Here is a 13361-nt window from a genome sequence, read left to right as displayed (position 1 = left end):
GGGGATATGCGGCGGCGACCTGCGGGTCCGCAGCACCCCCGGGGCTACCCGCCACACGTGCGTGGTTGTGCATGTGGAGGTGTTGGTGGGCGTGCTGTGTCGGGCGCGTGGGCGTGCAGACTCGCAGAGTGGGTGCGGCAGCCGGGGCGGGCGGGGATAGCGCTCCTGCTACGTGGCGCCGTGGGGGTACCGGGAGGGGGCGCAAACCAAGTGAGCCGAATCTTCGTCAACGCGCTAGGGTAGTAGCAACCAGCGTCCCCCATGTTGTTCGGCTGTGTGTGTTTGCCGCAGGTGGGATGATGCCCGCCGCGCGGTGCGCGTCGGCGGGTGGGCCTGCGTGGTCGGTTGCGTGCGCCGCTAAGGAGCGTGGGGTGACGTGGATGTCAGCGGCTCGGTGTGCTCAGTTTCCCGCCGGATACACGGTGGGTGGCGGGTGTCGCCGCTGCGGGTGTCCCGGTTGTGTCCTTGGCCCGTTTCCTTCTCTTTTTCGTCGTTTTCTCCACCGACTGCTTGTCGTTTCACGCAAAGGATTTCTTCCTCACCATGACTGCTCCTCACGTTCCCACCGGCGGCGACGACCCGAACAAGGTGTCCCTCGTTGGCTTGACCTTCGATGATGTGCTGCTCCTGCCGGACGAGTCGAACGTTATCCCCTCGGAGGTCAACACCTCCTCTCAGCTGACTCGCAACATTCGTCTGAACATTCCGCTGCTGTCGGCCGCGATGGACACCGTGACGGAGTCGCGGATGGCGATCGCGATGGCCCGCCAGGGTGGCATGGGCGTGCTGCACCGCAATCTCTCCATTGAGGATCAGGCCCAGCAGGTGGAGATGGTGAAGCGCTCCGAGTCGGGCATGGTGACCAACCCGGCGACCTGTACCCCGGACATGACGATCGGTGAGGTGGATGCCCTGTGCGCCCGTTACCGTATTTCTGGCCTGCCGGTTGTGGATGAGACGGGCCGCCTGGTGGGTATCTGCACGAACCGCGATATGCGCTTCGAGCAGGATTACTCCCGCAAGGTCTCTGAGGTGATGACCCCGATGCCGCTCGTGGTGGCGGAGGAGGGCGTCTCCAAGGAGAAGGCGTTGAACCTGCTGTCGACGAACAAGGTGGAGAAGCTGCCGATCGTTGATGCTGCCGGCAAGCTGGTGGGCCTCATCACGGTGAAGGACTTCGTGAAGACGGAGCAGTACCCGCACGCCTCGAAGGATTCCTCCGGCCGTCTGCTCGTCGGCGCGGGCATCGGCACGGGTGAGGATTCGTGGAACCGCGCGGCAGCCCTGGTCGATGCTGGCGTCGATGTCCTCGTCGTGGATACCGCCCACGCCCACAACAAGGGTGTGCTGGAGATGGTGTCGAAGGTCAAGCGCGAGTTCGGTGACCGTGTTGATGTCATCGGCGGTAACCTGGCGACCCGTTCCGCGGCGAAGGCCATGATTGAGGCGGGCGCGGATGCGATCAAGGTCGGTATCGGCCCGGGCTCCATCTGCACCACCCGCGTGGTGGCGGGTGTGGGAGCCCCGCAGATCACCGCCATCATGGAGGCGGCAGTCCCGGCCCGTGAGGCGGGTGTGCCGATCATCGCCGATGGTGGCATGCAGTTCTCCGGCGATATCGCCAAGGCGCTGGCCGCCGGCGCGTCGACTGTCATGCTGGGCTCCCTGCTGGCCGGTACCGCGGAGGCCCCCGGCGAGACGGTCGTCGTCAACGGCAAGCAGTACAAGCTGTACCGCGGTATGGGGTCCCTGGGTGCCATGCAGGGTCGTGGCCTGTCCGGTGAGAAGCGCAGCTTCTCCAAGGACCGCTACTTCCAGGCGGATGTGAAGAGCGAAGAGAAGCTCGTGCCGGAGGGCATCGAGGGGCGGGTGCCGTTCCGCGGCCCGATCGATTCGATCACCCACCAGCTGGTCGGTGGCCTGCGCGCCGCGATGGGCTACACCGGTTCCGCCACGGTCGAGGATCTGCAGCGGGCCCGCTTCGTGCAGATCACTGCCGCCGGTCTGCGGGAGTCCCACCCGCACGACATTCAGATGACGGTGGAAGCGCCGAACTACTACCAGCGCTAACCGTCGACCGCGTCGACACCGCTGCTGCGCCGCCTGCGTCCCGCCCCTTCACACGTCCGTGACCGGGGTGGGGCGGGGCGGCGTTGCCGCGTTCGGGGTGACGTGTCATAACGTGTCGTCGTGGGGATTCGTCCCTGCTGGGTCTGCGTGGGCGGGTAGAGTGAAGGCGTTATGCGAGAATTTGTAGAAATCGGCATGGGGCGTCAGGCCCGTCGCGGGTACAACCTGGACGATGTGTCCATCATTCCGTCGCGGCGGACCCGCAGCAGCAAGGACGTGAACACCACCTGGCACATCGATGCGTACACTTTTGATGTGCCGTTCGTGTCGCACCCGACGGATGCGCTGGCATCCCCGGAGTTCGTCATCGAGATGGACCGCCAGGGTGGCATGGGTGTCATCAACGCGGAGGGCCTGTGGGGGCGCCACGCTGACCTGGATGCCGCGCTGGCGCAGGTGCGTGAGGCCGCGTTCGCGGAGGACCCGAACAAGGTGCTGCAGGACCTGCATGCAGCCCCGCTGGACGAGGAGCTCCTCGCCGAGCGGATCGCCGAGGTGCGTGCCTCCGGGGCGACGGTCGCGGTGCGTGTCTCTCCGCAGAACGCCCGGGAGCTCGCCCCCGTCGTCATCAAGGCGGGCGCGGAAATCCTGTTCATCCAGGGCACCATCGTCTCCGCGGAGCACGTGGAGCCCTCCGGTGAGGCGCTCAACCTCAAGGAGTTCGTCGGTTCCCTCGACGTGCCGGTTATCGCTGGTGGCGTGCACGACTACCACACCGCGCTGCACCTCATGCGTGCCGGTGTGGCGGGCGTCATCGTCGGTGGCGGCGACACGACCTCCCCGTGGGCGCTGGGTATCGATACCCCGATGGCGACCGCCATCGCCGATGTGGCTGCCGCCCGCCGCGACTACCTTGACGAGACTGAGGGCCGCTACGTGCACGTGCTCGCCGATGGCGGCATCTTGTACTCCGGTGACGCTGTGAAGGCGATTGCATGCGGTGCGGACGCAGTGGTGCTCGGCGCGCCGCTGGCCGCAGCTCAGGAAGCCGGCGGCAAGGGCGTGTACTGGAACGCCGTGGCCGCGCACCCGCGCTTCCCGCGCGGCACCATGGCGGCGTACGCCGACGATGAAGAACTGGTGCCGTTGGCTGTCGTGCTTCACGGCCCGAGCTCTGACCCGACGGGCACCCTCAACTTCGTGGGTGGTTTGAAGCGCGCGATGGCGAAGTGCGGCTTCACGGAGCTGAAGAAGTTCCAGAAGGCCGACCTCGCGGTCTAACCCGGCGTCCCACCGGGTGCATCCCACCCCCAGCCTGTCCTCGCGCACCCGCGCCAGGGCAGGCTTTGTGCTGTTGTGGGTATGGCGTTCGCGCAGCGTTGGCGTGGTGCGCGGGCCATGGCCACGGCGGGTTGTGCGGTGTGGGATAGTGAGTGCGCAGAATGATGGAGATGCATCGGCTCGACGAGCGCGGTGTCACCCCACGGGACGAAAGGCGGAGACGGTGAAGGGCAATGTGATCGAACTGACGAAGGTGTTCGATGGTGCGAGCAATGAGCTCGTCATCCCCGTCTATCAGCGGAACTACGACTGGCAGGAACGCCACTGCGAGCGGCTCGTGGAAGACCTCGAAGACATCGCCCGTAAGGGGTTGGCGAACCACTTCTTCGGGGTGGTCGTCTTCCAGCCCGAGGGCTCTTTCCGCAGGATCATTATCGACGGCCAGCAGCGCATCACGACCTCGAGTTTGCTGATGCTGGCGTTGGTGCATGGCGCAGCGGCGGGGGAGATTGATCTGGATCCGGGGACTGCGCACCGGATTCGGAAGTCCTACCTCATGCGGGATGACGATTGTGCGGAGCTGAGCGCGAAGATCAAGCTCAAGCCGGTGAAAAATGACCAGGAGGCATACAACCGGATTTTCGGGGAGGGAAGCTTAGGGGAGCCGATCGAGACGTCGTCGATCACGGCGAATTACCGCTTCTTTCGGCGTCGGCTTCGTGCCTCCGACATCAGTGGCGATGAGCTGTGGTCGGCGTTCGAGAAGCTCGAAGTCATGTACCTCGATCTGCAGGCCACGGACGATCCCCAGCGCATCTTTGAGTCGTTGAACTCGACTGGGCTTGCGCTGGCCGAAGCGGACAAGATCCGTAACGCGATCCTCATGGGGTTGGACATTGCGACGCAGCGCCACCTGTATGAGCACTACTGGAACGTCATCGAGGTCAACGTCGGGTACAAGACGGACGCCTTCATTCGCGCGTATCTGACGACCAAGCTGGAGCAGGCACCCCGCAAAGACCGGGTCTATGAGGTCTTCCAGAACTACCGGAAGAAGAACGACCTGGATGCCCGGGAACTGTTGGAGGAGATGCGGGAGTACTCGATCAGCCTCCGGGACTTCGTCCACGCGACGACAGGGGTGCCGGCGGCAGATCAGCGACTCAAGCGCTTCCAGCTCCTCAACATCGATGTCGTGCAGCCCTTCATGCTGCCGGTGCTGAAGGAAGTGCGGGAGGGGACGATTTCTCCCGCCGACTTCACCCGTATCGTCGAGATCGTCGACACGTATATCGCCCGGCGCATGCTGTTCGGGGTGCAGACCACGGGCCTGAATAAATCCTTCGCCACCTTGTACCGCGAGTTGGCGCGCAAGCGTCAGCCGGACGTCGATTTCGCTGACGTGCTGATCCACACTCTGTTGCAGCGCAACGGCGCCTCGGGCTACTTCCCGCGCGATGAGGATGTGGCGAATTCGCTCGCGAGCTTGCCCGTGTACAAGCTGCGGAAGAGCTACCGCACGTATCTGTTCCATTGTCTGGAGAACACCGACAGTAAAGACGTGGTGGACGTCGCAGGCGGTCTCGAGTCGGGTGAGCTCTCGGTGGAGCACATCATGCCGCAGACGTTGACGGAGCAGTGGCGGGAAGAACTCGGCCCGAATTGGGAACGGGTGCACCGCACCTGGATCCATAGCCTCGGAAACCTCACCATCACGGGGTACAACACGAGCTACAGCAACCGCAGTTTTGCTGACAAGAAGTCGATGCGCGGCGGATTCGCTGTCACTCCTTATCGGCTCAACGACGACGTGAAGAACGCCGAGCGGTGGGACGAGTCTGCGATGGCCGCCCGGACTGAGCGGCTGACCCAGCGGGCGTTGGATTATTGGGTGATGCCCTCGACAGATTTTTCGCCCCCGATGCGGGAGTACGACACCGTGACTTTGGCGGAGGATTTCCGCCCGGTGAATCTGAAGGTGCGGTCTTTCGATGTGGGCGACGGTGACGTCTTTGTGGGCAGTTGGGCCGAGCTGACGAACCTGTTGCTTGGGCATCTCGCCAGTGAGCAGCGTGATGCGTTCCTCGCCTATGCGCGAAACAATCCTAATTTCGTCATCGCCACTGGCAACGAGGTTCCGGAGGGTGTGATTCTGCGCGAGGTCGCGCCGGCGGTGTACCTGCGGGGCACGTTCTCGGCGATGCAATCCCTCGGCGTTGTCCGTGCAGCCTGCCGGCACATGGAAAAGGACCTCGATCGAGTCACGATCAGCTACTACCCGTCGGAGACCGTCGAGGAGGACGCACGCGAGAACACCCCGGTGAAGGAGCCTGAAGGGATTGTGGAGGCTCTCAGCCAGGCGAGCGCTCAGCTCGCCCAGACTCCGGACGTCACCAGTGAACAGCTGCTGGACCTGCTCAAGCCCTTCCTGAAGCTGGCGGAGAAGCGCTTCGTGACAAGCAGGCTGACTCCGCAGGAACTGAGTAGCCTGCAGGGCAGGAAGGATCTGGGGGACGTCGCCGATGCGACGCTGGGGTCCGCAGTGGTGCAGGTGCTGGACACGTGGCGGAATATTCCCAATGCGGAGTTGCACGAATTGGTCGCGCCCGTCGCGGTGATGTGCCGCTGGGTGGAGGAGCTGCACGTGCGCTTCACTGACGGCGGGACGACGTAGAGAAAACATGGCCCGGCCGCTGCCGGTGCTTTGTACACTGGTCACTGGTACAGCGGCAGCGTGCGGCGCACGCCGGAGTTCCGCTGGCGAATATGACTCATGGGAAGGACGAGCGATGAATTTTGATGATCCGGTCGAGGGCCACGAGGCGCGCTCGTTTGATGCGGTGGCGCTCGACGTGGATGCGCTTGCTGACGAGGTGCGTGCTCGAGTTCCGCTCATTGCCGCCGCGCTGGACGAGGTGTGTGACCAGCTGCGCGAGGCTGCGCTGCGGGTGGACAGTGGTGAGTCTCCATCGGCGTTGGATCCTGAGCAGGCGGCCCGGTTGAAGGACCTGGAGCAGCTGGTCGAGATGATGCTGGCGCCGCACCGGGACTTCTACAGTTATCGTGAAGCGCGGGTCTGGGCGTTGGATGCGCGGCCAACGGTTGATGCGTTGCGCTTGGAGGCGGAGGAAAGCCCGTCGGCGGAGTTGCTGGAGTTGCTCGAGCGGGCCCTGGCGGCGGTGGATGAGAACGCGCTGGTATCCGATTCTTCGGATGGCTACCACGGAGATTTTTTGGCTTGGCTGCTTGCTGCCCATGGGGAGACGGCGCGGGCGTTGGCTCCTTTGTCGCCGCAAGCGCAGTCGCGGCTGGTGCAGTGGATGTTCTCCGCTGGCTATGCGAAGGGGGTCTCGGGTTTCTACACGCCGGAGATCCTTGAGTATGCGGACGTGTTGGACGCGCCGGCGGTGGCGGAGTTTGAGCAGCTCATTGAGTCCAGTGGGCAGGAGCGGTGGTACCTCGATTCCGTGCGCCGTGATCTGGCGGTGGTGCGGAGGGATGCGGATGCGTTGGAAGCATTCGTGGAACCGTACTTGGACAATGGCGCCAAGGTGCGGGATTCTGTGATCGCGCTTAATCAGGCGGGTTTCCCGGAGCGTGCCGTGGCCTTGGGGCGAAAGGCGTTGCCGCACTTGAGCTCGGGGTGGCTGGCGGATCAGGCGGTCAACGAGATTGCGCTGCTCGCGGCGCCCCAGATGTCGGCGCAGGAGTTGTACGAGTTCCGGCGCGAGGCATACGAAAGGCTGCGGACGGTGTCGTCTGTCGATGGGTTGCTGTCGGTGATTCCGGCACTGTCGGGCGAGGCCCGCCAGGAGGCGGAGGCCTTCGTTCGGGATGTGGTGGAGCCGCGATTCCTGGAGCGCAACCCGGTGGGCTATATCCGCTGGCTGGTGGGCCAGGGGCGGAGTGATGAGGCGTGGCGGCTGGCTGAGTTTCAGCCGGTGTTCATCCTCGGCGAGGATCTCGCCTACCAGTTGTGCGAGCTGCGTGCGGTGGAGCACCCGGAGGATGTGCTGGATTTGTATGGGCAGGTGGTGCAGTCCGTGTTGGAGGAGGCGAAGCAGCCGGCCTACCGGAAGGCCCGCACCATGTTGCTGGAGATGCGGCAGGCGGCGCATCGCGCAGGCGCGGAGGCGGTGGCGGAGTACGAGGATTTCTTCGCCTACCTCGTGGACAAGCATCGGCGCCGGCGGACGATGCTCGAGATTTTCGCCAAGGCTGGGTTGATGATCTAGCCCTCCTTGAGGCCGCGCCCGTGGCGGACGGTTGCGTGCGTAGACGACTGCTGCCCGGCACCTTCAGTCATGGTGCCGGGCAGCGGTGCGTTGTGGGGTGTTAGTTGAGCGTCCAGTATCCGTACTGTCCCTCGAAGGGGGCGATCATCTGGCGGATGTGGTTGCGGTTGCGGACGATGCTGTCTTCGACGTGCGGGGTGACATTCGTCGGCGTGAGGAACATGGCGAAGACGGGGGTGCCGTCGGAGTCGTAGATGGGTTCGCTGGGGATGAGGAAGGTGTATTCCGGCTCCCCGAGCGTCAGGGCGCCCATGGCGGCGGAGCGGAGTTCCGAGGTGGGGAAGACGACAATGTGGCGTTCGACGGTGCCGTCGAGGGTGCCGCGCTCGTCGAGGATCTCGTGGAGGGTTTGGCTGTCATGGTTGCTCCACGTGTTGAGGGCGCTGGTGATGTCGGAGGTGAGCTTTTCGACGGAGTTTTGTACCCACAATGCGGGCCCGGAGGGGTGGTCGGGCATCCAGCGTTTCTCCATGGCGGTTCGCGGGCAGGCGGTGATCTGGTGGCTGTCGGTGACAAGCCCGACGACGAGATCCTCGCCGTATTCGTCGCTGAGGAAGTACCAGCTGAGATCTTCCTTGGAGAGGGATGCGACGGCGGCGCCTGCAATGCCGGCGGCTCCGAGGATCCAGGGGGTGGGGTCCTCGCGTTCCTCTTTCGGGGTGGCCCAGTACGCGTCGCGGGCGGCGCAGAATTTCGCGTCCATCTCTCCGAGGGTGGCGCCATCTTCGAAGGCGTAGAGCTCCCGGCCGATGTCGTACCAGTGGCTAAGGATGTCGGCTTCCTCCTCGGTGATGTGCCGCAAGTAGGTGCCGGCGGACCGGGAGAGGTTGTCGTCCGGTGCGGGGGTGGGGTTGCTGCGGAAGCGGTCGAAGAAGCCCATGGGGTGCCCTCCTGGGGTGGCGATGATTGTCATGATGCGTGTGTGGCTGATGTTAACAACTGTGACCCGCCTCGTGGGTGGAAGTGGGCAAACTCACATCTGCGTGCTGTGTTGTCCTGCGTCGACGTGTCCCAACGTGCCCGTGCGTGGCGGGGTGCAGCATCCGCGCGCCGGGCGCTCGTGTCGCGCGCCCACCCGCCGGCGGATACACCTCCGCCCCGGCCCCGCGGGGTGGGCGGTGCCGGGGCGGTGGCGCGCTGTGCGGCGCGTGAGTGTGTGGCGCGAGGGGTTCAGGCCTGCGCCCTTAGGTGAGCTGCTGCACGCGGGCCGCGTGGTCGGCCATGAGTGCCCGCTCGCGGCGGCCGATGATCGCGAAGAGCACCACCGTGGCGACCGCGAAGGCGAGGAACACGAGGAAGGTGACGTTCCACCCGTAGTGCTGCACGACGAGGCCGACGCCCGTGGATGCCAGCGTCGCGCCGAGCAGGTAGCCGAAGAGTCCGGTGAATCCGGCGGCGGTGCCGGCGACGGTCTGTGGCGACAGGTCGATGGCCTGCAGGCCGATGAGCATGACGGGGCCGTAGATGAGGCCGCCGATGAGGGCGACGAGGGTGATGAGTACCCACATGGGGGTGCCGACGGGCACCAGCCAGTAAATGGCGATGCAGACTGCCGTGCCGGCGGTGAACAGCATGCCCGCCCCGGAGCGGTAGCCCTTGAACAGTTTGTCGGAGAGCACCCCGCAGAGGAGGGTGCCGAGGATGCCGGCGAGTTCGAAGGCGGCGAAGCCGACCATGCCGGAGCCGATCTCTGCGTGGTGTTTCTCGTTGAGGAACACGGTGATCCAGTTGAGCACCCCGTAGCGCAGGGCGTAGACGAAGACGTTGGCGATGGCCAGCATGACGATCGTGCGGTTGGTGAGCACGTGGGTGCGGATCCGCTGCCAGGTGCTGAGCCCGTCGTCGGGTGCTGCGCTGACTTTGGCGGGGTCGTTGCGGTATTCCTCGATGGGCGGCAGGCCCATGGATGCGGGGGTGTCGCGGATGAGGAGGAATCCGATGAGGGCGACGACGAGGGCGACGGCGCCGGGCAGCCAGAAGGCGACCTGCCACTGGTCGGTGTAGTGCGCGAGCCCCGCGCCGGTCAGGGCGGGCAGTGCGGCGCCGCCGACGTTGTGGGCGGTGTTCCACAGGGAGGTCTTCCAGCCGCGTTCGTTGGTGGAGTACCAGTGCACGAGGACGCGGCCGGCGGGCGGCCAGCCCATGCCTTGGACCCAGCCGTTGATGAACATCACCAGGGCGAATGCGCCGACGGAGGCGGAGAGCACGGGGATGGTGGCGATGCCGATGTTGACCAGTGCGGACAGCGCCAGGCCGAGCGGCATGAAGTAGCGGGCGTTCGACTGGTCGGAGATCATCGCGGAGAAGAACTTCGATAGCCCGTAGGCGAAGAGGACGGCGTTGGCGATGATGCCGACGCCGACTTTGTCGATGCCGTTCGCGTCGAGCAGGAGCGGCGCGATGAGGGAGACGTTGTTGCGGACGAGGTAGAACCCGGCGTAGCCGATGAAGATGCCGAGGAAGACCTGCAGTCGCAGGCGCGGGTAGAGCCGGTCGACTTCTGCGGGAGTTTTGCGGGGTGCCGCCGGTGGGGCGGCAAGCCAGCCGAGGTGCATGGTGGAACCTCCAGGGTGTGGGGTGTGTGCCCGGCGTGCGGTGTGTGGTGGACGCCGGGGCGGGGTGTGTGGATGGTTCCTCGTGTTCCCCCGCACGGGGGATGCATAAGGACCTCTTCAAGTATGGCAGTCCTTAGGCTGTGGTGTGGCCGACTATGGGAAGAAGTGTCAGTGAATATCCGTGGTGTTTGCCACGCGTGCACAGTGCGCGACGTGCTGGCGAGCGGAGCAGCGTGTCCTCCCTGAGGCCCTGGGAGATGGTCATCCCGATGCCGGTCGTCACCACCACACCCCAGCGGGTGGGGGCCCACCTGTTCCCGCACAAGGCCAGCAGTGGAGGAGGCATACACACCCCGCCAGGTTTCTTCGACGGGCAGATCCTCCCCGCACGAAGGCGGCGAGTTTGTGGGGTTTCTTAGACGCCCCCGGAATGTAGCAACGGCCAATCGCTGGGCAGTGCCCGCCGCAGGTACCGGTGTTCTCTTCGTTACAGTGGACCCCATGACTGACGCCACTGCTCGCACGGCTGCCCACGATGCGGCCGTGAACCCCAGCGCCCTCGACCGCGCCTGCGACGCCTACATGGATGATCTTGCCCGCCTCGTGCCGACCGCCGCGACGGCGTTCGGTGTGCCGGGCTTCGACCACGAGCTGGAGGACTACTCCCCAGAGTTCCACGCCGCAGTGGCGGACCGTACGAAGCAGCTCTACGACATCGCCGCCGGTGCCCTCGCCTCCGGGGAGTGCGAGGGGCAGCCGCTCGACGGGGTGGACGTCGTCACCGCCCAGGCGCTGGTCGACCGCCTGGGCGTGGAACTGGAACTCGCGGAGATGGGCGAAGACCTGCGGGCACTGAATAATTTGGCCTCGCCGCTGCAAACGATCCGCGACACGATGCTGCTCATGCCGACGGACACTCCTGAGCAGAAGGAGGCGGTGGCGTCCCGCATGGCGAAGATTCCCCGGGCGCTGGCCGGCTACCGGCAGTCCCTGGAACTGGCGGCCTCCCGGGGGCAGGTGGCGGCCGCCCGCCAGATCGGGGAAGTTGTCACCCAGCTGCGGGACCTGGTGGGCCCGGAGTCCATGTTCAGCGACCCGCAGGCCCAGGCCGCCTGCGAGGAGCTCGCCACCTGGTTGGAGACCACCCTGCTGCCGCAGGCCCCCACCGCGGACGGGGTGGGCCGGGAGCGCTACGAGGTGTTCTCCCGCCAGTTCGTCGGTGCCGCTGTCGACCTGGATGAGGCCTACGAGTGGGGCGCGGAGCAGCTGGCCCGCATCGCCGCGGAACAAGATGCCATTGCCACCGACCTCTATGGGGCGGGTGTGACCGCCCAGGAGGCGTGCCGTCGACTCGACGCGGAGGAACGCTACACCCTCCACGGGGTGGAGGCGCTGCAGGAGTGGATGCAGTGTACCGCCGACCAGGCGATCGCGGACCTGGGTGGCACCCACTTCGATATTGATCCCCGGGTGCGCACCATCGAGTGCCTTATCGACCCCGCCGGCACCGGCGGTATTTTCTACACCCCGCCCAGCGACGACTTCACCCGCCCGGGCCGCATGTGGTGGTCCGTACCGAAGGGGGAGGACACCTTCCACACTTGGCAGGAACTCACCACCGTTTACCACGAGGGTGTGCCGGGCCACCACCTGCAGCTGGGGGCGACGATGTGCAATCAAAATGAGTTGAACACGTGGCGGCGGTTGGCGTGCTGGAACTCCGGGCACGGTGAGGGCTGGGCCCTCTACGCGGAGGCCCTCATGGATGAGTTGGGCTACCACGCAGACCCCGGCACCCGCATGGGCATGCTGGACGCGCAGCGCCTCCGCGCCGCCCGCGTCCTCATCGACATCGGCGTGCACCTGGGCAAGCCCACCCCGGAGGGCGGGCAGTGGACCTACGAGTACGCCGACGAGTTCTTCGCCCGCAACGTCGTCATGGCGGCCCCGAACCGCCGCTTTGAACTGCACCGCTACTTCGGTTGGCCCGGCCAGGCCCCCTCGTATGCCCTCGGGCAGCGACTGTGGCAGGACTTGCGCCGGGATGCGGAAGCGGCCGGCATGTCGACGCGCGCCTTCCACGCCGCAGCGTTGGCCCCGGGGAGTTTGCCGATGGGCATCCTCCGGGACGTCGTCCTCGGCGGCTAACACCCCGCCGATCCCGCCGCGCGCGATGGGGTGGCCGAGCACACCCCACCCCGTGCACCCATGGCCGCAGGCTGCCACCACGACGACGCCGCCGGCAGGAACTGTGTTCTCCTGCCGGCGGCGTGGGTGGTCGTGGGGTGGGGAAGTTACTCCGCAGCGGTGGTGGTGCTCGGCGCGGGGGCGGCGTCCTTGGCCTTATCGGCCGGGGCGACGGTGAATTCCACCTTGTACTTCTCCAGCTCGGTGCCTTGCGTCAGGGCAGTGGTCTGCGCGCGCAGGAGATCCTCCACTCGGCTCTGGGCCTTGTCCAGCAGCCCGCCTTGGATGGCTTTGTCTGTGACAACCCGCTCTTCCTTGGCAACAAAATCGAACACATCTGTCGTGCTCAGCGGGTTGAGCACGCTCTTAGATTCGTGGAACGGCTGCACGCTTTTGGCGTCGATGTTGGCGCTCAACACTTCCACCGCGGGCACGGTGATGGTGATGGTCTTGGTCAGCGGGTTGACGCTGGTGTCGATGGCGGAGAAGTCCTTCACACCAGCGGTGACGCGCCCATCGTAGGTGACGACGAACGAGGTCTCCGTGAGCGGGATGTCCTTCCCCCTAAACGTGTGGCTCTCGGAATGTTTGCCGGCGTTCGTGAACACATATTCCTCGGTCGCCAGTTCAGAAATATTGTTGAAGGATTCCTTCAGGGTGGTCGACGTGATGGTGGTCCTCGACCCGAAGAATCCTCCGCGCATCCCGTACACGGCGAGGGCTGCGGCGACCACGACGAGGGTGGTCAAAACTGAGATCGCGGCGACAGCGAGGCGGCTGCGCCCGCGGCGGTTTATGCTCATGACCACCGATTTTATCGGGGGGTGTTCCTATGTTAAACGCAAATCGGCTGGTAGTCCTTGGTGATACTCATGCCTACCAGCCGGGTCCTCCCTAGCAGGGTGTGTGAGGGCATGCCAAAGCGCCGATCACTGGTCGTTGTTTTCAACGATCCAGTGCCGGCTGACGCGAC

Annotated in this window: 8 protein-coding genes; 5 read left to right on the top strand and 3 right to left on the bottom strand. The window is 65.4% G+C overall.

Annotated elements, in window-relative coordinates:
- Positions 1-543 precede the first annotated feature (543 nt).
- From guaB to C1Y63_RS05090, 4 genes are all read left to right on the top strand, one after another.
- Positions 544-2070 carry an IMP dehydrogenase gene (gene guaB, locus C1Y63_RS05105; RefSeq protein ID WP_106015481.1) on the top strand — a complete coding sequence of 509 codons (1527 nt, stop codon included), beginning with the start codon at positions 544-546 and terminating at the stop codon, positions 2068-2070.
- A gap of 171 nt (positions 2071-2241) precedes the next feature.
- A complete protein-coding gene (locus C1Y63_RS05100; RefSeq protein WP_106015398.1) occupies positions 2242-3351 on the top strand; it encodes a GuaB3 family IMP dehydrogenase-related protein in 1110 nt (369 codons plus the stop codon).
- A 223-nt stretch (positions 3352-3574) separates the two neighbouring features.
- Positions 3575-6025, top strand: a complete 2451-nt coding sequence (locus C1Y63_RS05095; RefSeq protein WP_158256090.1) for a DUF262 domain-containing protein — start codon at positions 3575-3577, stop codon at positions 6023-6025.
- A gap of 115 nt (positions 6026-6140) precedes the next feature.
- Positions 6141-7586, top strand: a complete 1446-nt coding sequence (locus C1Y63_RS05090) for a hypothetical protein (RefSeq protein ID WP_106015396.1) — start codon at positions 6141-6143, stop codon at positions 7584-7586.
- Positions 7587-7686: 100 nt separating this feature from the next.
- Here the strand turns inward: C1Y63_RS05090 and C1Y63_RS05085 are convergent, their stop codons facing one another.
- Positions 7687-8559: a hypothetical protein gene (locus tag C1Y63_RS05085; protein WP_146128867.1), complete on the bottom strand. Its 873-nt coding sequence runs from the start codon at positions 8557-8559 to the stop codon at positions 7687-7689.
- A 271-nt stretch (positions 8560-8830) separates the two neighbouring features.
- Complete coding sequence (locus tag C1Y63_RS05080; protein WP_106015394.1) at positions 8831-10201, bottom strand: MFS transporter; 1371 nt, start codon at positions 10199-10201, stop codon at positions 8831-8833.
- 501 nt (positions 10202-10702) lie between these two features.
- Between C1Y63_RS05080 and C1Y63_RS05075 the strand changes: the two genes are divergently transcribed.
- Entirely contained in the window at positions 10703-12349 is a 1647-nt protein-coding gene (locus tag C1Y63_RS05075) for a DUF885 domain-containing protein (protein WP_233195586.1), read from the top strand.
- Between the two features lie 146 nt (positions 12350-12495).
- On the opposite strand, the gene C1Y63_RS05070 is transcribed toward C1Y63_RS05075, so the two are convergent.
- Positions 12496-13191 (bottom strand): DUF4230 domain-containing protein, encoded by a 696-nt coding sequence (locus tag C1Y63_RS05070; protein WP_106015393.1) that lies wholly within the window; start codon positions 13189-13191, stop codon positions 12496-12498.
- Positions 13192-13361: the final 170 nt, after the last annotated feature.

Source organism: Corynebacterium sp. 13CS0277, assembly GCF_002994655.1.
Lineage (GTDB): Bacteria > Actinomycetota > Actinomycetes > Mycobacteriales > Mycobacteriaceae > Corynebacterium.
The sequence above is the reverse complement of the archived record's forward strand: the minus strand, read 5'-3'. Positions and strand labels throughout refer to the sequence as shown.

Bases quoted from the DNA above. Each gene is read 5' to 3' on its own strand.
- guaB (WP_106015481.1), top strand. From the start codon at position 544: ATGACTGCTCCTCACGTTCCCACCGGCGGCGACGACCCGAACAAGGTG.
- C1Y63_RS05100 (WP_106015398.1), top strand. From the start codon at position 2,242: ATGCGAGAATTTGTAGAAATCGGCATGGGGCGTCAGGCCCGTCGCGGG.
- C1Y63_RS05090 (WP_106015396.1), top strand. From the start codon at position 6,141: ATGAATTTTGATGATCCGGTCGAGGGCCACGAGGCGCGCTCGTTTGAT.
- C1Y63_RS05085 (WP_146128867.1), bottom strand. From the start codon at position 8,559: ATGACAATCATCGCCACCCCAGGAGGGCACCCCATGGGCTTCTTCGAC.
- C1Y63_RS05080 (WP_106015394.1), bottom strand. From the start codon at position 10,201: ATGCACCTCGGCTGGCTTGCCGCCCCACCGGCGGCACCCCGCAAAACT.
- C1Y63_RS05075 (WP_233195586.1), top strand. From the start codon at position 10,703: ATGACTGACGCCACTGCTCGCACGGCTGCCCACGATGCGGCCGTGAAC.
- C1Y63_RS05070 (WP_106015393.1), bottom strand. From the start codon at position 13,191: ATGAGCATAAACCGCCGCGGGCGCAGCCGCCTCGCTGTCGCCGCGATC.